Source organism: Oceanimonas sp. GK1, assembly GCF_000243075.1.
In the GTDB taxonomy this organism is placed as follows: domain Bacteria; phylum Pseudomonadota; class Gammaproteobacteria; order Enterobacterales; family Aeromonadaceae; genus Oceanimonas.
On sequence record NC_016745.1, the window covers coordinates 2670789 to 2692020 of the forward strand.

Below are 21232 nucleotides of genomic sequence, written 5' to 3' on the forward strand. Positions count from 1 at the left end.
CGCGTGCTCCTTGTTGTTTTTGCGGCAAAGTTTAGCCGCTGTACAACAAACAGCCGTTATTTATGCTGATCGGGGACCACATTCACGGCCCGGGCCGCTCCCCAGCCACAGCCCAGCTGCAACAGCTGCAGGGCCATCATCAAGAGTAGTGCTCCCTGCCAGGCGCCTTCCACATCGCGCATCACTCCCAGCGCCGCCGGACCGGCCGCCGCCAGCAGGTAGCCGATGCTCTGGGCCATGGCCGACAGTGCCGTGGCCTGGGCGGTGTTGGCGGCCCGCAGCACAAAAAACGACAGCGCCAGGCTGAGGGCACCGCCACAGCCCACCCCAATCAGCGACGCCCACAGCAGTGGCGCGGCGGCCGGTTGCCACCAGAGGCCGGTTATGCCCAGAAAAGAGGCAAGAAAAATACCCAGCACCAGGGGGCGCTGATTCGCCATGCGCGCCGCCAGTATGGGCACCAGAAAATTAAACGGAATGCTCACCAGGTTGATCAGGGCGGTGGCGGTACCGGCCTCATGGGCATCCAGGCCGCTTTCCAGCAGGATTTTGGGCAGCCAGGTGGCCATGGAGTAAAAGTAAAACGACTGCAGCCCCATATAGAAGGTAATGGCCCAGGCCAGCTTGTCACGCCACAGGCTTATCTTGATCGGGTTGGCCGGGCGCCCCACGCCTTTCACCCTGAGCATGGGCAGCCAGCACAGCACACACAACAACGGCAACACCGCCCACAGGGCCACCGGATAATGCCAGCTTCCAAAGTGCTCCAGCAGCGGCACCGCCAGATACACCCCCAGCCCGGCGCCGGTGCTCAGGGTCACCGAGTAAAGCCCGGTCATCAGCCCCACCTTGCGCGGAAAAAACGCCTTGACCAGACCCGGGATAAGGACATTAAGCAGGGCGATGGCGGCACCCAGCAGCAGGGTACCCGCCAGCACCACCCCATAGTCATCGGCCAGCCGCAACACGACGCCCAGGCTGATGATCAACAAGCCGCCGATGGCCAGCACCTGGGGGGACCAACGTCTGGAAAGCGCCGGCACACAGAGGGAAATGATCCCGAAACACAGCAACGGCAGTGTGGTCAGCAGGCTGAAGGCGCTGGCGCTGATGGCCAGGCTGGCGCGAATTTGCTCAACCAGGGGCCCCACCACCACAATGCCGCCGCGCAGGTTGGCGGCGGCCAGCAGCAGGGCGAACACCGCCAGCATGGCGACCAGAGGGCGGCCGTAAAAGGGATCATCACTGACGGAGGACGTGCTCATGGTGGTTATACCTTGTGGTGTAGGACGGCGTAAAACCTGTCATGGTAGGAGCGAAGTGCGTTCGGCTCAAGCCATTAAATCACCGGAATGTGTGACCGAAGCACTCACATCCCGGTACATAACAGGTTAAAATTCTTGGGAAAATCATTAAAACGGAAGGGATTATGCTGGATCCGAAAGACATTACCGCGGTGATCCTGGCCGGCGGCCGGGGGCGGCGCATGCAGGGCGCCGACAAGGGCCTGCTGCCCCTGTGGGGCCGGCCTCTGGTCAGCCATGTTCTGGAGCGGCTGGCGCCCCAGGTGGGCCAGGTGCTGATCAATGCCAACCGCAACCTGGAACATTACCGGGAATTGGCCAGGGTGATCCCCGACGACGGTTACCAGTTTGCCGGCCCCCTGGCCGGGTTTGAGGCCGGACTCAGCCACGCCCCCAGCGAGTGGGTCCTGTTCGTGCCCTGCGACAGCCCGCTGGTGCCCGCCGATCTGGCCGCCCGGCTGTGCGCCGCCGTGCACCGCCACGATCAGATAGCGGTGGTGGACGACGGCACCCAGCTGCACGCCGCCACGGCACTGATTCACCAGTCCTTGCTGCCTTCCCTGTGCAACTATCTGGACGGCGGCGATCGCAAGCTGCAGTTGTGGTATGAGCGCCACCAGCTGGTGCCGGTGGACTTCAGCGACCAGGCCGACGCCTTTTACAACCTCAATACCCCCGAAGCCCTGGTCGCGCTGGAACAGCGGCGTAAGACGTAAAAAAGGGGCGTCATTGTTTACATGATGCCGCCCTTTTATTAACGGCCGAAATAGCGCACGAACTGGGCCGGGTCCCGCTCGGGCAGCTTGCGTACCGCCACTTCCGGCGTGCCCAGATACAGAAAGCCGACAATCTGATCCTGCTCTGCCAGTCCCAGTGCATCATGCACTCCCCGGTCAAAGGCGAACCAGCCGGTACGCCAGATGCCGTTAAAGCCCATGCTCTGGGCCGCCATCTGCATGGCCATCAGGGCGCAACCGGCGGACAGCTCCTGCTCCAGACGGGGCACCTTGTCATGCTCCTTGATCTTGGCCACCACGGTGATCACCATGGGGGCGCGCAGGGGCGCATTGCGGGCCTTGTCGATGGCGTCTGCGCTCTCTCCCTTCGCCTCGGCCGCCGCCGCCAGCACCTCGCCCAGGGCCCGGCGCTGCTCGCCTTCAAACACAATAAATTCCCAGGGAGTGAGTGCGGCGTGATCCGGCGCGCGCAGGGCCGCGCGGAACAGGGTGTTGAGTTGCTCACCGGCAGGCGCCGGCGCCACCAGCCGGGGGTTGGAGTGGCGGTTCAGTAACAGTTCCAGTGCATCCATTTTTTTACTCCTGTTTTGAGACCGCGCTACCTTAACAGCCCGCGCTTCGGGCATAAAGCCTCTACAGCCTCATGGCAAGCCCGGTCCCCTGACGAATGGCTCGCTGAGCGTCGAGCTCGGCGGCCACCTCGGCACCGCCGATCAGGTGAACACGCCGTCCCGCCCGCTCCAGCGCCGGCAGCAAGGTCCGCTCCGGCTCCTGGCCGGCACAGAGAATAATGTTATCCACGGCCAGACACATGACCTGACCATGGCGCTCGATATGCAGTCCTTGATCGTCGATGCGCAGGTAACGCACGCCCCCCCACAGTTGCACCCCATGGTGGCGCAGGCTGGCTTTGTGGATCCAGCCGGTGGTTTTGCCCTGGCCGCGGCCGGGCTCTCCCGGGCTGCGCTGCAACAGCCACAGTTGTCGTGCCGCAGCTGGTTTTTGCGGTGGCATCAGGGCACCGGGCGCGCGGTACGCCATATCAATGCCCCACTCCGCCAGCCAGTCTGGCAAGGAGGGCACAGGCTCCGCCACCAGGTACTGGGCCAGATCCACCCCGATGCCGCCGGCGCCGATAATGGCCACCCGCCGGCCCACGGCGGCCTGTCCGCTCAGCACTTGGGAATAACTCAGCACACGGCCATGTTCGATGCCGCTGATGCCGGGCCGGCGCGGACGCACTCCGGTGGCCAGCACCACCTCATCAAAGTTCTGCAGATGCTCGAGCCCGGCCTCGGTATTGAGCCTGAGCGTCACCCCCGTTTCCTGCAGGCGGTAGCGAAAATAGCGCAGGGTTTCGGCAAACTCCGCCTTGCCGGGAATTTGCCGGGCAAGATTGAACTGGCCGCCAATGTCACTGCTACGTTCAAACAGGGTCACGCTGTGCCCCCGCTCGGCGGCGGTGCAGGCAAAGGCCAGCCCGGCCGGCCCGGCGCCCACCACCGCCAGCCGCTTTGATCTGGGAGCCGGTGTCATGGTCAGCTCGGTTTCATAACAGGCAAAGGGATTCACCAGGCAGCTGGCCCGCTGGCCCTCAAACACCCGATCGAGGCAGGCCTGGTTACAGGCAATACAGGTGTTGATGCGCTCGGGGGTGCCCGCCTCGCTCTTGGCCACAAAGCGAGGGTCCGCAAGCAAGGGCCGGGCCAGACACACCAGATCCGCCTGCCCCGCGGCGAGCATGGTGTCAGCCACCTCAGGGGTATTAATGCGGTTGGTGGCCACCACCGGTATCGTCAGCGCCTGTTTAAGCCGCGCGGTGATCCAGCCGAAGGCGGCCCGGGGCACATTGCTGGCAATGGTGGGCACCCGTGCCTCATGCCAGCCGATGCCGGTGTTAATCATGGTGACTCCCGCCCGCTCCAGGGCCTGGCCCAGCGCAATCACCTCATCCAGGCTCGAGCCCTGTTCGACCAGATCGAGCATGGACAGGCGAAAGATGATAATAAAGTCTGCGCCCACCCGCGCCCGCGTCTCTCGCACTATCTCCAGCGCCAGCCGCTGCCGTTGATCACTGCCGCCACCCCAGGCATCGGCCCTGTGGTTGGTGCGCGGACACAGGAACTGATTGATGAGGTAGCCTTCGGAGCCCATGATTTCCACCCCGTCGTAGCCGGCCTCTCTGGCCAGGGCCGCGGTGCGGGCAAAATCGGCAATACAGCGGCGAATGCGCCGCTCGCTCATGGCCCGGGCCCTGAACGGGCTGATGGGCGAGCGCCCTGCCGAGGGGGCCTCGGCAAAGGGGTGAACGGCATAGCGTCCGGCATGCAATATCTGCAGGGCGATGTTGCCGCCGGCCTCGTGCACCGCCCGAGTGATTTTTCGATGATGGTTCAGCTGCCAGCAAAAACTCAGCTGGGGTCCATGGAGCTTGAGCCGGCCCCGCAGGCTGGGCGCGATGCCACCGGTGATGATCAGTGCCACGCCGCCTTCGGCGCGCTCACGGTAAAAGGCGGCGAGCTTGTCAGCGCCGCCGCGCGTTTCTTCCAGCCCGGTGTGCATGGCGCCCATGATCACCCGGTTTTTCAGGGTGGTGAACCCCAGATCCAGGGGCGTAAACAAGTGAGGATACGGCCGCATAAGGTCTCCGGAAGCAGGGCTGTAGTGGCTTCGTCAGGCTAGTGGATGGCCTGCTTTTTTTCAAACAGGCGTTTTATTCGCATTTTTCGTGAAGCGCTCACAGTTAGCGGGGCCATCCATGGCAATGTGAACAGCGCCACGCCATAATGGGCAAATTCGACCCTCTTTTTTAAGGCGTTGCTATGTGGTCTGCCATCAAGTGGTTGTTTCGCACCCTGGGCCGGGTGCTGAGCGTACTTCGCACCGTACTCATCAATCTGTTTTTCCTGCTGGCCCTGCTGTCCGTGTTCATTATTTTTTTCAGCGAGAAGGAAGCGCCTACCCTGCCGGCCAGTGCCGCCCTGACCCTGGAAATCAACGGCGCGGTACTGGAGCAGGACGCTCAGGCCAGCCCGCGGCGACTGCTGAACAAGTGGCTGGCCGGTGACCAGGCACCACCCGCCCTGACCCTGGGGCAGATCAAGGAAGCCCTGAACCAGGCCCGCGTTGATGACCGCATCAAGGCGGTGGTACTCAGGCTGCAGAACATGAGTGAGTCCAGCCTGACCAAACTGGATGAAATCGGCGCGGCCCTGGAAAGCTTCAAAACCTCGGGTAAACCGGTGTATGCCATTGGCGATTACTACACTCAGGGCCAGTATTACCTGGCGGCCCACGCCGACGAGATCTGGCTGAACCCGGCCGGGGCCGTCACCATACAGGGCCTGGGCGTGTACCGGCTGCACTACAAGTCGGCCTTTGAACGCTTTGACATCACCCCCCATGTGTTCCGGGTCGGTACCTACAAGTCGTTCGTGGAGCCTTATCTGCGCGACGACATGTCCGATGAAAGCCGGGAAGACGCCCTGCGCTGGCTGGGCCAGCTGTGGCGCCACTACCAGGACAACGTCAGCACCCTGCGCAACATTCCCGCCGATCACATCAGCCCGGGCAAGGAGCTGCTGCTAAGCCGTTTTCGCGCCGTGGGCGGTGATCCGGCCCGCTATGCCCTGGAACAGGGGCTGGTCGACCAGCTCGCCACCCGCCACGACATGCTGCGCCACGTCGGCAAGCAGGTGGGCTGGGATCACAGCGCCGACAGCTATCAGAGCCTGGGCGTGAGCCGCTATCTGGCCCATCGTGCCGAGACCGGCAATACCGCCCCGGCGGTGGGACTGATCACCGCCAGTGGTGCCATCATGAGCGGCGAGCCGGCACCCAATACCATCAGCGACGAACAGCTCGGCAAGCTCATCGACCAGGCCCGCCGCGACCACGAGATCAACGCCCTGGTGCTGCGTATCGACAGCCCCGGCGGCAGCGCCTTCGCCGCCGAGCAGATCCGCGCCGCCCTGCTGCGCTTCAAGCAAAGCGGCAAGCCACTGGTGGTCTCCATGGGCAGCACCGCCGCCTCGGGAGGCTACTGGATTGCCGCCGATGCCGACAAAATCTACGCCGCCCCCACCACCCTCACCGGCTCCATCGGCGTGTTTGGCCTGTTTCTCACCTTTGAAGATGCCCTGGAAAAACTCGGCCTCAATACCGACGGCGTGGGCACCACCGATTTTGTCGGTGCCGGCCTGACCACCGGCCTGCCGGAACACGCCCAGGAGCTGATCCAGCTCGGGGTTGAGCACACCTATGAGCGCTTCGTTACCCTGGTGGCCGAAGGCCGTGAGCTAGAGCCCAGACAAGTGGAAGCAGCCGCCCAGGGACACGTCTGGACCGGCACCGATGCCCAGGCCCTGGGACTGGTGGACGAGCTGGGCTATCTGGATGACGCCCTGGCCGGGGCTGCCGAGCTGGCCGGACTGGCCGAGTACCGACTGAAACGGATACAACTGCCCCGCTCTCCCAAGGAATTACTGATGGACCAGCTGCTGACCTCCAATCTTGATGCCCGCGGGCTGATGGAAAGCGCCCTGCCCGAGGTGCTGCGCCCCGCCGGCGTGCAACTGGGTAACGAGCTGGATGCGCTGTCCCGTTTTAACGACGTTCGCGGCCAGTATGTGCTGTGCGTCGAATGCCAGGAGTTTTGAATGAACCGCAAAAAAATCTACATCGCCTATACCGGCGGCACCATCGGCATGCAGAAATCCGCCAAGGGCTATGTGCCCCTGGCGGGCTTTATGACCAACAGCCTGGCCGCCACCCCCGAGCTGCACCGCCCGGAAATGCCGGCCTACCACATCAGCGAGTACGATCCCCTGATCGACTCCTCCGACATGACCCCCGCCGACTGGCAGCGCATCGCCGACGACATTCGCGCCCATTACGATCAGTATGACGGCTTCGTGGTGTTGCACGGCACCGACACCATGGCCTTTACCGCCTCGGCACTGTCGTTCATGCTGGAGGATCTCGACAAGCCGGTGATCGTCACCGGCTCCCAGATCCCCCTGGTGGAGCTGCGCTCCGACGGGCGAAACAACCTGCTCAACGCCCTCTACATCGCCGCCGAATACCCCATTCACGAGGTGGGGCTGTTTTTCAACAACCGGCTGTTCCGAGGCAACCGGGCCAGCAAGGTGCATGCCGATGGCTTCAACGCCTTTGACTCCCCCAACTTTCCGCCCCTGCTCAACGCCGGCATTCATATCAGCCTTGAAAGCGGCAAGCTCAGCCAGCCCAGCGGCAAGCCACTTAATGTCAGCCCTATCACCCCTCAGCCCATCGGCGTGGTGACCCTCTATCCCGGCATCAGCCCCGAGGTCATCGCCAACCTGTTGCGCCAGCCGGTAAAGGCCTTGCTGCTGCTGTCTTACGGGGTGGGCAATGCGCCCCAGAACGAGGCCATGCTCAAGCTGCTGACCGAGGCCTCGGCCCGGGGGGTGATCATCGTCAACCTCACCCAGTGCCTGCGTGGCTCGGTAAACATGGAAGGTTACGCCACCGGCAAGGCGCTGGCCGACGCCGGGGTAATTTCGGGCTATGACATGACCACGGAAGCGGCCCTGACTAAACTGCACTACCTGCTGAGCAAGGGCCTGCCCCCCGAGGAAATCCGTCTCTTGATGGGACAGAGCCTGCGCGGCGAGCTCACCCCGCCGACAAGCTGATCGACAGGCATAAAAAAACCCGCCGAAGCGGGTTTTTTATGGTCTGATATTATCCGAAGATAATTACAGCACCTGGATTTGAGACGCCTGAGGACCCTTGGCACCCTGAGCTGGGGTGTAGGATACCTGCTGACCTTCGGCCAGGGTTTTGAAACCGCTGCCAACGATCTCGGAGAAGTGGGCAAACAGATCCTTGCCACCGTCAGCGGGAGTGATGAAACCAAAACCTTTGGACTCGTTGAACCATTTTACAGTGCCAGTAGCCATGTATACTTACCTTTTTTAAACATATGAATGGGCAAATGCCCGGAACCGCAATAAATATCAAATAAGGGAAGCGTGGTGACTGAAGAACCGTAAGGGACCAACAATGTACTGATGCTGCGCTGACTTGAGAATCTTGCTGAGGTGCACTCTACGGCAGTGGGGGGATGGCGTCAAACACTATCGGCAAAATAAGCCGAATAAAATTTATACAACAACAAAAAGGCGCCCGCAGGCGCCTTTTGCATTGGGTATGCCGGCGGCTTATTTGCCGTTGGCCACCCGGGCGTGCATTTCCTGCACGGAGATCACCGACTCGGTAGCGTCGTGGGCCATCGCCATCACGGTGGCAAAGGCCCCGTTCAGGGTGGTGGTGTAGGACAGCTTCTGGGCCAGGGCACCGCGGCGCAGCTGACGGGAATCCTCGATGGCCTGACGGCCCTCGGCGGTATTCACGATGTAGCTGTACTCGTTGTTCTTGATCCTGTCCAGAATGTGCGGACGACCTTCGTGCACCTTGTTCACCAGACGCGGGTTGATGTTGGCTTCGCCCAGCACCACGGCGGTGCCATGGGTCGCATCAATCTGGTAACCGGCCTCGATCAGGCTGGCGGCCAGATCCACCACCCGCTGCTTGTCACTGTGGCGCACCGACAGCAGGGCACGGCCTTCCTTCGGTACCGCCTTGCCGGCGCCCAGGTGGGCCTTGCCAAAGGCCTCGGCGAAGGTCTCGCCCACGCCCATCACCTCACCGGTGGAGCGCATTTCCGGGCCCAGCAGCGGGTCAACGCCGGGGAACTTGTTGAACGGCAGCACCACTTCCTTGACGGAGTAGTAAGGCGGAATGATTTCCTCGGTCACGCCCTGCTCCACCAGCGACTTGCCAGCCATGGCCCGGGCGGCCACCTTGGCCAGAGGCACGCCGGTGGCCTTGGACACGAAGGGCACGGTACGGGCGGCACGGGGGTTCACCTCGATGAGGTAAATGTCGTTGCCTTTGACCGCGAACTGCACGTTCATCAGGCCCACCACACCCAGCTCCAGGGCCAGCTTGCGCACCTGCTCGCGCATCTCGTCCTGAATGGACTGGCTCAGGGTGTAGGGCGGCAGCGAGCAACCGGAGTCGCCGGAGTGCACGCCGGCCTGCTCGATGTGCTCCATGATGCCGCCGATAACCACGTCCTTGCCGTCGCAGATGGCGTCGATGTCCACCTCGGTGGCGTCGTCCAGGAAGCGATCCAGCAGCACCGGCGACTCGTTGGACACGCTCACCGCCTCGTTGAAGTAACGGCGCAGGTCCTGCTCGTCATAGACGATTTCCATGGCCCGGCCGCCCAGTACGTAGGACGGACGCACCACCAGCGGGTAACCGATGTCCACGGCCAGGTTCACCGCCTGATCCAGGGCGGTCACGGTGGCGTTCTGGGGCTGCTTGAGGCCCAGACGGTCCACCGCCTGCTGGAACCGCTCCCGGTCTTCGGCCCGGTCAATGGCGTCGGGGCTGGTGCCGATAATGGGCACACCGGCGGCTTCCAGGGCACGGGCCAGTTTCAGCGGGGTCTGGCCGCCGTACTGCACGATCACGCCCTTGGGCTGCTCCACCCGCACGATTTCGAGCACGTCCTCCAGGGTCACCGGCTCAAAGTAGAGACGGTCGGAGGTGTCGTAATCGGTGGACACGGTTTCCGGGTTACAGTTGACCATGATGGTCTCGTAACCGTCTTCGCGCAGGGCCAGGGAGGCGTGCACGCAGCAGTAGTCGAACTCGATGCCCTGACCGATACGGTTGGGACCGCCGCCCAGCACAATGATCTTGTCCTTGTCGGACGGATTGGCCTCGCACTCCTCGTCGTAGCTGGAGTACATGTAGGCGGTGTTGGTGGCAAACTCGGCGGCACAGGTGTCCACCCGCTTGTATACCGGGAAGATTTCATGGCGGTGACGCAGCTTGCGCACTTCGCCCTCGGCCACGCCCAGCAGCTTGCCCAGACGCGCATCGGCAAAGCCCTTGCGCTTCAGCGCCCGCAGCAGCTCGGGGGTCAGGCCGGCCATGCCTACTTCCTTGACCTGCTCTTCCAGCTTCACCAGCTCTTCAATCTGCACCAGGAACCAGCGGTCGACGTTGGTCAGCTTGAACACGCCGTCCACGCTCATGCCGGCGCGGAAGGCATCGGCGATGTACCAGATACGCTCGGCACCCGGATCCTGCAGCTCGTGGCGAATGCGGGCCAGGCTTTCCGGATCGTTCAGGTCCACCACGGGGTCGAAGCCATTCATGCCGGTTTCCAGGCCCCGCAGGGCCTTCTGTACCGATTCCTGGAAGTTTCGACCGATGGCCATCACCTCACCCACCGACTTCATCTGGGTGGTCAGGCGATCGTTGGCGCCGGCGAACTTCTCGAAGTTGAAACGCGGGATCTTGGTGACCACGTAGTCGATGGCCGGCTCAAAGGACGCCGGGGTCAGACCGCCGGTGATGTCGTTCTGCAGTTCGTCCAGGGTGTAGCCGATGGCCAGCTTGGCGGCAATCTTGGCAATGGGGAAGCCGGTGGCCTTGGACGCCAGGGCGGACGAGCGGGACACCCGGGGGTTCATCTCGATGATGACCATGCGACCGTCTTTTGGGTTGACACCAAACTGCACGTTGGAGCCGCCGGTTTCCACGCCGATTTCACGCAGCACCGCCATGGAGGCGTTGCGCATCAGCTGGTATTCCTTGTCGGTCAGGGTCTGGGCCGGCGCCACGGTAATGGAGTCACCGGTGTGCACGCCCATGGCGTCGAAGTTTTCGATGGCGCAGACGATGATGCAGTTGTCGTTGCGATCCCGCACCACTTCCATCTCGTATTCTTTCCAGCCGATCAGGGATTCATCGATCAGCAGCTCGTTGGTGGGCGACAGGTCCAGACCACGGGTACAAATTTCTTCAAATTCTTCCCGGTTGTAGGCGATCCCGCCGCCGGTGCCGCCCATGGTGAAGCTGGGACGAATGATACAGGGGAAACCCACCTGTTCCAGCACGCCGTAGGCTTCGTCCATGTTGTGGGCAATGCCGGCACGGGGGCATTCCAGGCCGATGCGCTTCATGGCCTGGTCGAAACGGTGACGATCTTCCGCCTTGTCGATGGCGTCGGCGGTGGCGCCGATCATTTCCACACCGAACTCTTCCAGCACGCCGTGCTTTTCCAGCTCCAGGGCGCAGTTCAGCGCGGTCTGGCCACCCATGGTGGGCAGCACCGCATCCGGACGCTCCTTCTCGATGATCTTGCGCACTACCTGCCAGTCGATGGGTTCGATGTAGGTGGCGTCGGCCATCTCCGGATCGGTCATGATGGTGGCCGGGTTGGAGTTCACCAGAATGACGCGGTAGCCTTCTTCACGCAGGGCCTTGCAGGCCTGAGCGCCGGAGTAGTCGAATTCACAGGCCTGGCCGATCACGATGGGGCCGGCGCCCAGGATCAGAATGCTCTGTATGTCTGTACGTTTTGGCATGACTCTACCCTACTCCTTATGCGCGGTACTTCTGGATCAGCTCGATAAAATGGTCAAACAGCGGGGCTGCGTCGTGGGGGCCCGGGCTCGCCTCGGGGTGCCCCTGAAAGGAGAACGCCGGCTTGTCGGTGCGGTGCACGCCCTGCAGGGTGCCGTCGAACAGGGACACATGGGTGGCGCGCAGGTTCTCGGGCAGGCTGTCGCCGTCGACCGCAAAACCGTGGTTCTGGGAGGTGATCATCACCACGTTGCGGTCCAGATCCTTCACCGGGTGGTTGGCACCGTGGTGACCGTGACCCATTTTCACGGTTTTGGCCCCACTGGCCAGGCCCAGCAGCTGGTGACCCAGGCAGATGCCAAACACCGGAATGTCGGTTTCCAGGAAGGTCTTGATGGCCTCGATGGCGTAATCGCAGGGCTCGGGATCGCCGGGGCCGTTGGACAGGAAGATGCCGTCCGGATTCAAGGCCAGCACCTCGGCGGCCGGGGTCTGGGCGGGCACCACGGTCAGGCGGCAGCCGCGGTCCACCAGCATGCGCAGAATGTTGCGCTTGGCACCGAAGTCGTAGGCCACCACATGGTAGGGCAGCTCGGCGTCGGTGGGCTGGCTGTGACCCTGGCCCAGTTGCCAGCTGCCTTCCCGCCACTCGTACCGGCTGGCAGTGGACACCACCTTGGCCAGATCCATGCCCTTGAGACCGGGAAAGCCTTTGGCTTCGGCCAGGGCCTTGGCGTCATCGAGGTCGGCTCCTGCCAGAATGCAGCCGGCCTGAGCGCCTTTTTCGCGCAGAATGCGAGTCAGCTTGCGGGTATCGATATCGGCAATACCCACTATGTTGTGAGCCTTGAGATAGTCAGACAGGGTGCGCTGATTGCGGAAACTGGAGGCGATCAGCGGAAGATCGCGAATGATCAGCCCCTGGGCGTGAACCCGGTCGGACTCTTCATCTTCGGCGTTAGTGCCGGTATTGCCTATATGAGGATAAGTGAGCGTGACGATCTGGCGTGCGTAGGATGGATCGGTGAGTATTTCCTGGTATCCCGTCATTGACGTGTTGAATACCACCTCACCAACGGCACAACCGTCGGCGCCAATGGCTGTACCGCGGAAGACCGAGCCATCTTCCAATACGAGCAGCGCTGAGTGATTCAAGACAACCTCCAAGTTAATTCTTATAAATCAACAATTTACCTGGCTGTCCCGAGTTACAGACAAAAAATTTTACTGCATCTCGGCTAATACTGGGCAAATTCTGTGTATTTTATCTGGATGCGTCGTTTTCGACAAACTTTTTTGTGATCCCAGCCACCGAAAGCCGAACAATCGAGCGCTTCGCGCATAAAAACTCAAAAGGCAAGCATAAAAACAAGGGGAGAACGCAGAACAGGGGAAAAAACAACGACTTGAAACAATCTTTACGCGAAGCTACCGAAAAAGTAAAAAATACAAAAAAAACACTTACAAAACAAGCAGATAAACCAGACCCATGAAAAAAGTAAGCAACCAGACCGGCCCGCGGGAGCCAGCCTGGCTTCAGATGGGACAATGACTGCTTATTTTAGCCCCAGTACATCCTGCATATCGAACAGACCGGCAGGCTGGCCGGCAATCCAGGCCGCCGCCCGCACGGCACCGTTGGCGAAGGTCAGCCGGTTGGACGCCTTGTGGGTGATCTCCACCCGCTCGCCGATGTCCGCAAACAGGGCGGTATGCTCGCCCACCACGTCGCCGGCACGAATGGTGGCAAAACCGATGGTGTTCGGATCCCGCTCGCCGGTAATGCCCTCACGGCCGTACACGGCGCAGGCCTTGAGATCGCGTCCCAGGGTATTGGCGATCACTTCCCCCATGCTGAGCGCGGTGCCGGACGGCGCATCCACCTTGTGGCGGTGGTGAGCCTCAATGATTTCGATGTCGGTGTAATCGCCCATGACTTTCGCCGCCTGCTCCAGCAGCTTGAACACCAGGTTGACGCCCACGCTGTAGTTGGAGGCCATCACCATGGCGGTATGGGCGGTGGCGGCCTGGATCTCGGCCTTCTGCTCATCGCTAAAGCCGGTGGTGCCGATCACCAGCCGCTTACCGTGGGCTTGGGCCAGAGCGATATTGGCCAGGGTGGCTTCCGGCCGGGTGAAGTCGATGATCACATCCACCTTGTCGATGACCTCGGCCAGGCTGGCGGTCACCGGCACATTCAGCCGGCCCACGTTGGCCAGCTCGCCGGCATCGGCACCCAGCACGCTGGAGCCGGCGTGCTCGATGGCGGCGGTCAGCACCACCCCGTCAGTGTTGGTTACGGATTCAACCAGTACCTTGCCCATGCGGCCGTTACAGCCGGCGATGGCGATGCGAACCGGATTGGTCATGCGTGTCTTCCCTTGATTCAATGATGTTCATGCGAATGTTGCGCAGTTTGCCAGAATGCGCATCGCTTGCAAATTACGCCGGGCCAAAAAGCGCCCATAAAAAAACCGGCGGCTGCCGGTTTTTTCAGACGCTGCCGGATCAGGCGATCTCGAGCAGCTCCACTTCAAAGACCAGGGTGGAGCACGGCGGAATGGAGCCGGCACCCTGCTCGCCATAAGCCAGGTGATGGGGTACGTACAGCTTCCATTTGGAGCCAACTGGCATCAGCTGCAGGGCTTCTACCCAGCCCTTGATCACGCCGTTAACCGGGAACTGGGCCGGTTCGCCACGCAGCACAGAGCTGTCGAAGACGGAGCCGTCGATAAAGGTGCCGTGGTAGTGCACGCGCACGGTGTCGGTGGCGGCGGGCGTGGCGCCTTCACCTTCGGCCAGCACTTCGTACTGCAGGCCGGACTCGGTCTGCTGCACTTCGTCACGGGCGGCGTTGGCGGACAGGAAGGCGGCTTCCTCTTCCTTGGCCTTGGCAGACTGGGAGGCCTGCTCGGCCTTCATGCGCTCGGTGATCACGCCAAAGGCGGCATTGATGTCTTCCCGGGATACGGCAAACTCTTCACCGTTGAGGGAGTCGGCCAGCCCTTGTTGTACGGCGGCAATGTCCAGCCCTTCAAACGGCTGCTGGGCCAGTTGATCACCGATCTGACGGCCGATGCCATAGCTGGCTTTCTGTTCTACTGTCTCAAATGACGACATGAGATTCCCTCTGTTTTTGGGTGCAAAGACTTAATGCTAACAAATTACGCCCCCGAGCTGAACGGCAAATCCGGCCGCCCGGCCAATAATGCCGCACCGCGCATGCCGCCGGCACCGCCAAACACCGGCCGGTGCACCGGGGCCGCGAGGACCCCGCGCATCATCTGTGCGGGCAGACGCCGGGCCAGGGCCTCGTGCAGCCAGGCCGCCTCCCCCAGGCTTCCCCCCAGTACCACCGCATCGGGATCAAGCTGGGTCATCAGCGCTCCCAGTCCCGCCGCCAGCACATCGAAATAGATGTCCATGCAACGTGCCGCCGCGGGCTCGCCCCGCTGCCAGGCCGCGATGATGGCCTGTCCGTCGCGCTCCGCCCCGCCACAGTGACGGTACAGCCGGGCCAGGCCGGTACCGGACACATAGGCTTCCAGACAGGCGGTACGGCCACAACCGCATTCAAACAGCGGCAGGCCGGCATGGCGCGCCAGCAGGCCGGCATCGATGGGGCCATGACCAAACTCGCCGCTGCCGCCCCGCCGGCTGCTCATCAGCCGGCCGTCATGAATAAGCGCACCGCCCACGCCGGTACCCAGGGTCAGGCCCAGGGCCAGACGGCTGCCTGCTACAGCGCCGCCGTGGTACTCCGACAGCAAAAAGCAGTTGGCATCGTTGTCGCCAGACAAGGGCCGCTTAAGCCGTGCCTGCAGATCTGCCAGCAGCTCCCGGCCGTGAATGGCCGGCACATTGGGGGCCAGAATTCGTCCCTCGGCGTCCAGCACGCCGGGAAAGCCAAGCCCCACCCGCCCTCGAACACCCAGTCGCTCATCGGCCTCCCTCACCAGGCTGGTGATCAGTTCAAGAAAGGCCGCATAACTGTGGCCGGGCGTGGCCTGGCGAGTGGTCTCAAGCAGATGGGCATTTTCGTCAAAGACGCCAAAGGCGGTCTTGGTGCCGCCGATATCAAACCCGTACCGCATCAGCGACGACAGGCCGGTTGCTTGCCCTGGGCGCGGGCCTGCATATAAAGGTTGCTGGCCTCGGGCATCAGTGCCGACAGCCCCTGAATGCGGGTACCGTGTGACGGGTGAGTAGAAAGCAGCTCCGGCGGCTGACTGCCGGACTGCGCCGACATGTTGCGCCACAGGGCAACGGACTGCTGCGGATCAAAGCCCGCCCGGGCCATCAGCTGCAGCCCCAGCCGGTCGGCTTCCGCTTCCTGCTCCCGGCCATAGGGCAGCAGGTAGCCCACCTGTACCCCCAGCCCCAGGGCCGCCATGGCCGGCTGACGCAAACCGGACTGACCCAGCGCCGTGTCGGCGGCACTGAGGCCAATGTTGGTCAGTTGGGTACGGGACACCCGCTCGTTACTGTGGCGGGCCAGTACATGGGCTATTTCGTGGCCGATCACCGCGGCCAGCTGATCCTGGGTTTCGGCCACCGTGAACAGGCCGCTGTAAACCCCCACCTTGCCGCCAGGCAGGGCAAAGGCATTGACCTGTTTGGAGTCGAACAACACCACCTCCCACTGCCCCCCGCCGGGCACCTCGGCGACCAGATGATTGGTAACGCACTGGACGTAACGGTTGAGTGCCCCATCGGCACTGATGGTTTCCTGCTCCTTCAACTGGGCAAAGGATTGTTCTCCCAAACGCTGCATGTCATTTTCGGAAAACAACAACACCTGGCTGCGGCCGGTAGGGGACTGGGTACAGGCGGTCAGCGAGCCCAGCATCAGGGCAAGTAGAATGGCACGCACGGCAATGGCCTCATCACAATAACAATGAACACCTTTTTAGCATAAACCGCGGCAGGCACAAACGCAGGCGTGGAAACGAGACCGAAGCAGACCCGAAGCGACCCTCAGGTATCGCTTCGGGGAAGGGCAAGCATCACTCGGGGCTGATCTGGCCCGCTTCCGGCACCGTGGTGTCGGACAGCAGCCACAGCGTGTACTTGTGCAGCTCCGGATGTTGAGACAAGGCCACCAGAAAGGCGCCACCGACCTCCCGATACCCCAGTTCATAGTTTTTGAGTGTGGTGGGGGGCACCTGCAGCAACTCAGCGAACTTGGGTCGGCTGAGCCCCATAGCCTCACGGATTTGCCGGATTTTCTTTCCGACCAGGCTGGTATCAGGATTCATAATCTTGCTACTCCTCAATGGCAGATTACGACAGGGACGTTGCATACACTGTTTAGTTTAACACCCCTCAACAGACTCGTTGTGAACTGGCGACCTTTTGTTGAAAAAATGTTTCCATATGGCAAATAAGGACTCATACAGGGATATTTCTATGACATTCAAACCCCGTTAGAGTCCTCTTTTTGTACCCATTGCCGACCGGCACCGTTGCAGGCGCCTTGTGAGCCATTCCAAAACAGGATAGTCTGGATTCGCGCGGAACAGCGTCTGGAATGCAGTAACCGAGCGCAACATTCCGGAAGCACCTACCCCGGAACGGGGCGGCGAGTACGGGACCGGTTATTCCGCTGTGAGCGCGCCAACAACTCATTCGAATGAGGAACAAAAACATGAAAAAGACAGTGGCTTCTTCTCTGATCGCAATGGCGCTGGCAACGGCCGGCATGTCTGCCGGTGTACAGGCCAACGACTGGTATCTGGGGGCCGGTGCCGGTTACGCCGACTATGAAGATATCGATCGCAACAACGTCGACGCCGATGACAACGCCGCCGCCGTCAGCCTGTTTGGCGGTTATAACTTCAACCAGTACTTTGGCACCGAGCTGGGCTTCACCAACTTTGGTGGCGATGCCGATACCCGTGCCCTGAACCTGTCCGCCATCGGCCGCCTGCCGCTGGGTGAGCGCTTCTCCGTGTTCGGTGAAGTGGGTGCCCTGGGCTGGGATACCGACGTGGCCAACGGTGACGAAGGCGTGTCTCCCCTGGCCGGCCTGGGTCTGGCCTACCGTGCCAGCGACCTGGTAGACGTCCAGCTGCGCTATCGCCGCGTTGAAGACATGGGTGACGAAGTGAACAACGGCTTTGAGACCGACGTCAACAACGTCATGCTGGAGCTGGTGCTGCACCCCAACCGTCGCGTGGCCGCCCCCGCTCCGGTGGCGCCTGTCGCCCCTCAGCCGCAGCCTGAAGTGACTTACGAGACCCGTACCGTGACCGCCGACGGCTCTGTCTACTTCGCCTTTGACAGCTCCGCCCTGTCTGCCGACGCCCGCGCCACTCTGGATGAAGTGGCCCGTTTCGCCGAACAGAACCCGGACTACCAGATTGAACTGGCCGGCTACGCCGACCGTCTGGGCAGTGCCGAGTACAACCGCAAGCTGTCTGAGCGCCGTGCGCTGGCCGCCAAGGAATATCTGGTGCAGCGTGGTGTCGCCGCCGAAAACATTCAGACTGCCTGGTACGGCGAAGAGCTGGCTCAAGGCATGAGCGAAGAAGAGCGCCAGCGCGATCGTCGTGTAGACGCCAAGGGACAGGCCAGCATTCAGGTGGAAATCATCGAATAAGCTGCTTTGCCAAGCCTGTCACAAACGGCCCTGCGGGGCCGTTTTTGTTTTTCACGATTCCTGCTCGAATCTGGCATACTGGCTTTTTTCATTGTTGACCTTATTCCATGCAATGCCATTGTGACAGCGGACAGCCGTTTTCCGACTGCTGCCAGCCCTTTCTGGAAGGCCGGCTTGACGCCCCTACTCCCCTGGCGCTGATGCGCTCCCGCTACAGTGCCTACCGGCTGGGACTGGGCGACTACCTGGTCAGAACCTGGCATCCGGATACCCTGGGCGAGCTGAATGCCGCCACCCTGCGCGATTCGGGCCTCGGCACCGAATGGCTGGGGCTTGCCGTCGTTTTTTCACGGGGCACCCCGGGCGACACCGAGGGAGAAGTGGAGTTCAGAGTGCGCTACCGCGAACAGGGCCGGGTGGTGGTGCTGCACGAACGCTCCCGTTTTCTGCGCCATGACCGCCGCTGGGTTTACCACTCGGGCCAGTTCAACCCGCCCAAAATCGGTTCCAACCAGCCCTGCCCCTGCGACAGCGGCAACAAATACAAGCACTGCTGCGGCCGGCGCTGACGCCTCATTTCCACAACAAGAAGCAACAACAAAATGGAACGTAAAATACTGCTGAGCCACTGCCCCGATGCCCGCGGGCTTATCTCGAAAATCACCAATATCTGCTACAAGCACCAGCTCAACATTGTGCGCAACGACGAGTTCGTGGATCACGATAACGGCCATTTTTTTATGCGCACCGAGCTGGAAGGGCGCTTTAACGACCACACCCTGCTGGCGGATCTGGACGACGCCCTGCCGGCGGGCGGTCAAAACCGGCTGGTGCCGGCGGGCAGCAAGCGGGTAGTGATCCTGGTGACCCGGGAAGCCCACTGCCTGGGCGACATTCTGATGAAGCACTTCAGCGGCGCCATGAACATCGACATCGCCGCCGTGGTGGGCAACTACGATACCCTGCAGGGGCTGACCGAGAAATTCGACATTCCCTGGCACACCGTGTCCCACGAGGGGTTAAACCGGCCCGAGCATGAGCAACTGCTGGCGGAGGTGATCGACCGCTACCAGCCCGACTATGTGGTGCTGGCCAAATACATGCGTATTCTGAGCCCGACCTTTGTGGCCCGCTATGAAAAGCGCATCATCAATATTCATCATTCCTTCCTGCCCGCCTTTATCGGCGCCAGCCCTTATCGCCAGGCTTATGAACGAGGAGTCAAGATGATCGGTGCCACCGCCCACTTCGTCACCGACGATCTGGACGAAGGCCCCATTATCGAGCAGGACGTCACCCACGTGAGCCACGCCTTCACCGCTGAAGACATGGCCAAGGCCGGCCGGGACGTGGAAAAATCGGTACTGAGCCGGGCGCTCAACCTGGTGCTGGAAGAAAAGGTGTTTGTCTACGGCAACCGCACCGTGGTGTTTAAATAATTCGGGGACTGGGGACTGCTATCCCCAGTCCCGTACGGCGTCAGTCGTGCTTGTGGCTGCTCTCAAAGGCGGCCTTTTGCTCGGCCGTCGCCTCTTTCTGGTATTTCTCCTTCCACTCGCCGTAGGGCATGCCGTATACCCGCTCCCGGGCCTCGTCGTAGTTCATCTCCAGGCCCCGCTCCTCGGCGGCGGCCAGGTACCACTTGCTCAGGCAGTTGCGGCAAAAACCGGCCAGGTTCATCAGGTCGATATTCTGCACGTCCTTGCGTTGATCCAGATGCGCCAGCAGGGCGCGAAAGGCGGCGGCGTCCAGCTCGGTTTGGGTTTGCTTGTCCATCGTCTTCTCCATTGGCAGTTGAGATGCCATTATAACGGCAAGCCCCGCAAACCTCATGAGGCAACATCATGAATCGCAGCCACTTTTATGCCCAAATGGCACGCATGAAGCTGATCCAGCGCTGGCCGCTGATGCGCAACACGGATCCGGAAAACGTGGCAGAGCACAGCCTGCAGGTGGCCATGGTGGCCCACGCCCTGGCGGTGATTAAAAATACCCTGTTCGGTGGCCGGCTTGATCCCGGCATGGCCGCCCTGCGCGCCCTCTATCACGACGCCAGCGAAGTGCTGACCGGAGACCTGCCCACCCCGGTCAAATACTTCAATCACGACATTGCCACCGCCTACAAGGCCATTGAGCAGAACGCCGAGCAAAGCCTGCTGGCCATGCTGCCCGCCGAGCTGCAGCCCGCCTTTGCCCCCTTGTTGTGCGGCCACCGGGACGATGACTACAGCCACCTGGTGAAGTCCGCCGACATGCTCTGCGCCTACCTCAAGTGCGAAGAGGAGCTGTCGGCAGGCAACCGGGAGTTCGCCAAGGCCCGCGAGCGGCTGACCGCCATGCTGGACGCACGCATGAACGACGAAATTCAGTATTTTCTGGAGGTGTTTGTGCCCAGCTTTTCCCTGTCGCTGGATGAAATCTCCACCCCGGGGTTTTGAAGACGGGAGACGGGAGACGGGAGACGGGAGACGGGAGACGGGAGACGGGAGACGGGAGACGGGAGACGGGAGACGGGAGACGGGGACACTACAGGCCACAATAACCTAAGCAAGCTCGTCTTCGTCCAATCTCACACGTCCACACGTCTTATTTTTACGTCTTACATCTTACGTCCAACGTCTCACGTGGATCCTTTTCGTTCAATCCACAGGGTGACTTCACCGACCTTGAAGCCCCATTTGGTCATGTCGGCACGGTTGATCAGCCGGTTTTCATCCAGCAGGTACATCCAGTCGTTAAAGTCGATGTGCCAGACCTTGCCGTCTACCGGCACCGCCAGGGTATAACGCCAGTTCAGGGCATAGCCTTCGGTTCTGCCCTCGGCGGGGGTAACCACATCCGCGGCGGTACCGGTATAGCGGCCGTCGGCATGTTTTTCCAGCTGCCACACCCGGCGTTGCTGCTCACCGTCATCGTAAAAGAAGTCTTCCTCCAGCACCCCCTGGTTGCCTTCCCAGTTGGCCACCATGTCGACCCGAAAGCGTCGCAGCACCTTGCCGGATCTGTCCTGCACCATGCCAAAGGCCACCAGCTCACCGGTAAAGAACTCATCCAGCGCCAATGCCGGGGTGGTGCCCTGGTAATCGGCAATCTGGCTGCTGCAGGATGTCAGCAGCGGGGTCAGCAACAACGTCAGCGCCACCAGCAGAATTTTCATG

General features: G+C 61.7%; 20 protein-coding genes. 7 read left to right on the forward strand and 13 right to left on the reverse strand.

From position 1 onward, the window contains the following. Window positions 1–56: 56 nt before the first annotated feature. Entirely contained in the window at window positions 57–1265 is a 1209-nt protein-coding gene (locus GU3_RS12590) for an MFS transporter (RefSeq protein ID WP_014292917.1), read from the reverse strand. Window positions 1266–1429: 164 nt separating this feature from the next. On the opposite strand from GU3_RS12590, the gene mobA reads away from it, so the two are divergent. Then, complete coding sequence (gene mobA / locus GU3_RS12595) at window positions 1430–2020, forward strand: molybdenum cofactor guanylyltransferase MobA (protein ID WP_014292918.1); 591 nt, start codon at window positions 1430–1432, stop codon at window positions 2018–2020. 38 nt (window positions 2021–2058) lie between these two features. Here mobA and GU3_RS12600 read toward each other — a convergent pair whose 3' ends face one another. Both GU3_RS12600 and GU3_RS12605 read right to left on the reverse strand, forming a co-directional pair. After that, the gene (locus tag GU3_RS12600) at window positions 2059–2613 is read right to left on the reverse strand and encodes an NAD(P)H nitroreductase (protein WP_014292919.1); all 555 of its coding nucleotides are present in this window, start codon (window positions 2611–2613) and stop codon (window positions 2059–2061) included. A gap of 61 nt (window positions 2614–2674) precedes the next feature. After that, window positions 2675–4681, reverse strand: a complete 2007-nt coding sequence (locus GU3_RS12605) for an NADPH-dependent 2,4-dienoyl-CoA reductase (RefSeq protein WP_014292920.1) — start codon at window positions 4679–4681, stop codon at window positions 2675–2677. 182 nt (window positions 4682–4863) lie between these two features. Between GU3_RS12605 and sppA the strand changes: the two genes are divergently transcribed. Further along, the gene (gene sppA, locus GU3_RS12610) at window positions 4864–6699 is read left to right on the forward strand and encodes a signal peptide peptidase SppA (protein ID WP_014292921.1); all 1836 of its coding nucleotides are present in this window, start codon (window positions 4864–4866) and stop codon (window positions 6697–6699) included. Next, window positions 6700–7719, forward strand: a complete 1020-nt coding sequence (ansA, locus tag GU3_RS12615) for an asparaginase (protein WP_014292922.1) — start codon at window positions 6700–6702, stop codon at window positions 7717–7719. Between the two features lie 63 nt (window positions 7720–7782). Here ansA and GU3_RS12620 read toward each other — a convergent pair whose 3' ends face one another. The 8 genes from GU3_RS12620 to GU3_RS12655 all read right to left on the reverse strand — a co-directional run bounded on the left by GU3_RS12620 (window position 7783) and on the right by GU3_RS12655 (window position 16731). Further along, window positions 7783–7986 (reverse strand): cold-shock protein, encoded by a 204-nt coding sequence (locus tag GU3_RS12620; RefSeq protein ID WP_014292923.1) that lies wholly within the window; start codon window positions 7984–7986, stop codon window positions 7783–7785. Window positions 7987–8247: 261 nt separating this feature from the next. Continuing rightward, complete coding sequence (gene carB, locus GU3_RS12625; RefSeq protein ID WP_014292924.1) at window positions 8248–11475, reverse strand: carbamoyl-phosphate synthase large subunit; 3228 nt, start codon at window positions 11473–11475, stop codon at window positions 8248–8250. A gap of 16 nt (window positions 11476–11491) precedes the next feature. Next, complete coding sequence (gene carA / locus GU3_RS12630) at window positions 11492–12628, reverse strand: glutamine-hydrolyzing carbamoyl-phosphate synthase small subunit (protein WP_014292925.1); 1137 nt, start codon at window positions 12626–12628, stop codon at window positions 11492–11494. A 401-nt stretch (window positions 12629–13029) separates the two neighbouring features. Continuing rightward, window positions 13030–13842 (reverse strand): 4-hydroxy-tetrahydrodipicolinate reductase, encoded by an 813-nt coding sequence (dapB, locus tag GU3_RS12635; RefSeq protein WP_014292926.1) that lies wholly within the window; start codon window positions 13840–13842, stop codon window positions 13030–13032. A 139-nt stretch (window positions 13843–13981) separates the two neighbouring features. Continuing rightward, complete coding sequence (locus GU3_RS12640) at window positions 13982–14593, reverse strand: FKBP-type peptidyl-prolyl cis-trans isomerase (RefSeq protein ID WP_014292927.1); 612 nt, start codon at window positions 14591–14593, stop codon at window positions 13982–13984. 44 nt (window positions 14594–14637) lie between these two features. Then, on the reverse strand, window positions 14638–15567 hold the full coding sequence (locus GU3_RS12645; protein ID WP_014292928.1) for an ROK family protein: 930 nt from the start codon (window positions 15565–15567) through the stop codon (window positions 14638–14640). After that, complete coding sequence (locus tag GU3_RS12650; protein ID WP_050899411.1) at window positions 15567–16322, reverse strand: M48 family metallopeptidase; 756 nt, start codon at window positions 16320–16322, stop codon at window positions 15567–15569. Before GU3_RS12650 ends, GU3_RS12645 begins: the two co-directional genes overlap by 1 nt. Window positions 16323–16479: 157 nt before the next feature. Further along, window positions 16480–16731: a DNA-binding transcriptional regulator gene (locus tag GU3_RS12655; RefSeq protein ID WP_014292930.1), complete on the reverse strand. Its 252-nt coding sequence runs from the start codon at window positions 16729–16731 to the stop codon at window positions 16480–16482. A 389-nt stretch (window positions 16732–17120) separates the two neighbouring features. Here GU3_RS12655 and GU3_RS12660 point away from each other — a divergent pair, with 389 nt between their 5' ends. The 3 genes from GU3_RS12660 (at window position 17121) to purU (ending at window position 19513) form a co-directional block, all read left to right on the forward strand. Next, window positions 17121–18074, forward strand: a complete 954-nt coding sequence (locus GU3_RS12660) for an OmpA family protein (RefSeq protein WP_014292931.1) — start codon at window positions 17121–17123, stop codon at window positions 18072–18074. A 107-nt stretch (window positions 18075–18181) separates the two neighbouring features. Then, entirely contained in the window at window positions 18182–18643 is a 462-nt protein-coding gene (locus GU3_RS12665) for a YchJ family protein (RefSeq protein ID WP_014292932.1), read from the forward strand. A gap of 33 nt (window positions 18644–18676) precedes the next feature. Next, complete coding sequence (gene purU / locus GU3_RS12670) at window positions 18677–19513, forward strand: formyltetrahydrofolate deformylase (protein WP_014292933.1); 837 nt, start codon at window positions 18677–18679, stop codon at window positions 19511–19513. 40 nt (window positions 19514–19553) lie between these two features. Here purU and GU3_RS12675 read toward each other — a convergent pair whose 3' ends face one another. Beyond that, the gene (locus tag GU3_RS12675; RefSeq protein ID WP_014292934.1) at window positions 19554–19850 is read right to left on the reverse strand and encodes a DUF1244 domain-containing protein; all 297 of its coding nucleotides are present in this window, start codon (window positions 19848–19850) and stop codon (window positions 19554–19556) included. 68 nt (window positions 19851–19918) lie between these two features. Between GU3_RS12675 and yfbR the strand changes: the two genes are divergently transcribed. Then, entirely contained in the window at window positions 19919–20512 is a 594-nt protein-coding gene (gene yfbR / locus GU3_RS12680; protein ID WP_014292935.1) for a 5'-deoxynucleotidase, read from the forward strand. A gap of 182 nt (window positions 20513–20694) precedes the next feature. On the opposite strand, the gene GU3_RS12685 is transcribed toward yfbR, so the two are convergent. Beyond that, window positions 20695–21231 carry a DUF3833 domain-containing protein gene (locus tag GU3_RS12685; protein WP_014292936.1) on the reverse strand — a complete coding sequence of 179 codons (537 nt, stop codon included), beginning with the start codon at window positions 21229–21231 and terminating at the stop codon, window positions 20695–20697. Between the last annotated feature and the right edge of the window lies 1 nt (window position 21232).

Bases quoted from the DNA above. Each gene is read 5' to 3' on its own strand.
- carB (WP_014292924.1), bottom strand. From the start codon at position 11,475: ATGCCAAAACGTACAGACATACAGAGCATTCTGATCCTGGGCGCCGGC.
- GU3_RS12640 (WP_014292927.1), bottom strand. From the start codon at position 14,593: ATGTCGTCATTTGAGACAGTAGAACAGAAAGCCAGCTATGGCATCGGC.
- GU3_RS12655 (WP_014292930.1), bottom strand. From the start codon at position 16,731: ATGAATCCTGATACCAGCCTGGTCGGAAAGAAAATCCGGCAAATCCGT.
- GU3_RS12660 (WP_014292931.1), top strand. From the start codon at position 17,121: ATGAAAAAGACAGTGGCTTCTTCTCTGATCGCAATGGCGCTGGCAACG.
- GU3_RS12620 (WP_014292923.1), bottom strand. From the start codon at position 7,986: ATGGCTACTGGCACTGTAAAATGGTTCAACGAGTCCAAAGGTTTTGGT.
- sppA (WP_014292921.1), top strand. From the start codon at position 4,864: ATGTGGTCTGCCATCAAGTGGTTGTTTCGCACCCTGGGCCGGGTGCTG.
- mobA (WP_014292918.1), top strand. From the start codon at position 1,430: ATGCTGGATCCGAAAGACATTACCGCGGTGATCCTGGCCGGCGGCCGG.
- GU3_RS12665 (WP_014292932.1), top strand. From the start codon at position 18,182: ATGCAATGCCATTGTGACAGCGGACAGCCGTTTTCCGACTGCTGCCAG.
- GU3_RS12650 (WP_050899411.1), bottom strand. From the start codon at position 16,322: ATGCTGGGCTCGCTGACCGCCTGTACCCAGTCCCCTACCGGCCGCAGC.
- GU3_RS12645 (WP_014292928.1), bottom strand. From the start codon at position 15,567: ATGCGGTACGGGTTTGATATCGGCGGCACCAAGACCGCCTTTGGCGTC.
- GU3_RS12675 (WP_014292934.1), bottom strand. From the start codon at position 19,850: ATGGACAAGCAAACCCAAACCGAGCTGGACGCCGCCGCCTTTCGCGCC.
- GU3_RS12685 (WP_014292936.1), bottom strand. From the start codon at position 21,231: ATGAAAATTCTGCTGGTGGCGCTGACGTTGTTGCTGACCCCGCTGCTG.
- yfbR (WP_014292935.1), top strand. From the start codon at position 19,919: ATGAATCGCAGCCACTTTTATGCCCAAATGGCACGCATGAAGCTGATC.
- purU (WP_014292933.1), top strand. From the start codon at position 18,677: ATGGAACGTAAAATACTGCTGAGCCACTGCCCCGATGCCCGCGGGCTT.
- GU3_RS12600 (WP_014292919.1), bottom strand. From the start codon at position 2,613: ATGGATGCACTGGAACTGTTACTGAACCGCCACTCCAACCCCCGGCTG.
- GU3_RS12590 (WP_014292917.1), bottom strand. From the start codon at position 1,265: ATGAGCACGTCCTCCGTCAGTGATGATCCCTTTTACGGCCGCCCTCTG.
- ansA (WP_014292922.1), top strand. From the start codon at position 6,700: ATGAACCGCAAAAAAATCTACATCGCCTATACCGGCGGCACCATCGGC.
- GU3_RS12605 (WP_014292920.1), bottom strand. From the start codon at position 4,681: ATGCGGCCGTATCCTCACTTGTTTACGCCCCTGGATCTGGGGTTCACC.
- dapB (WP_014292926.1), bottom strand. From the start codon at position 13,842: ATGACCAATCCGGTTCGCATCGCCATCGCCGGCTGTAACGGCCGCATG.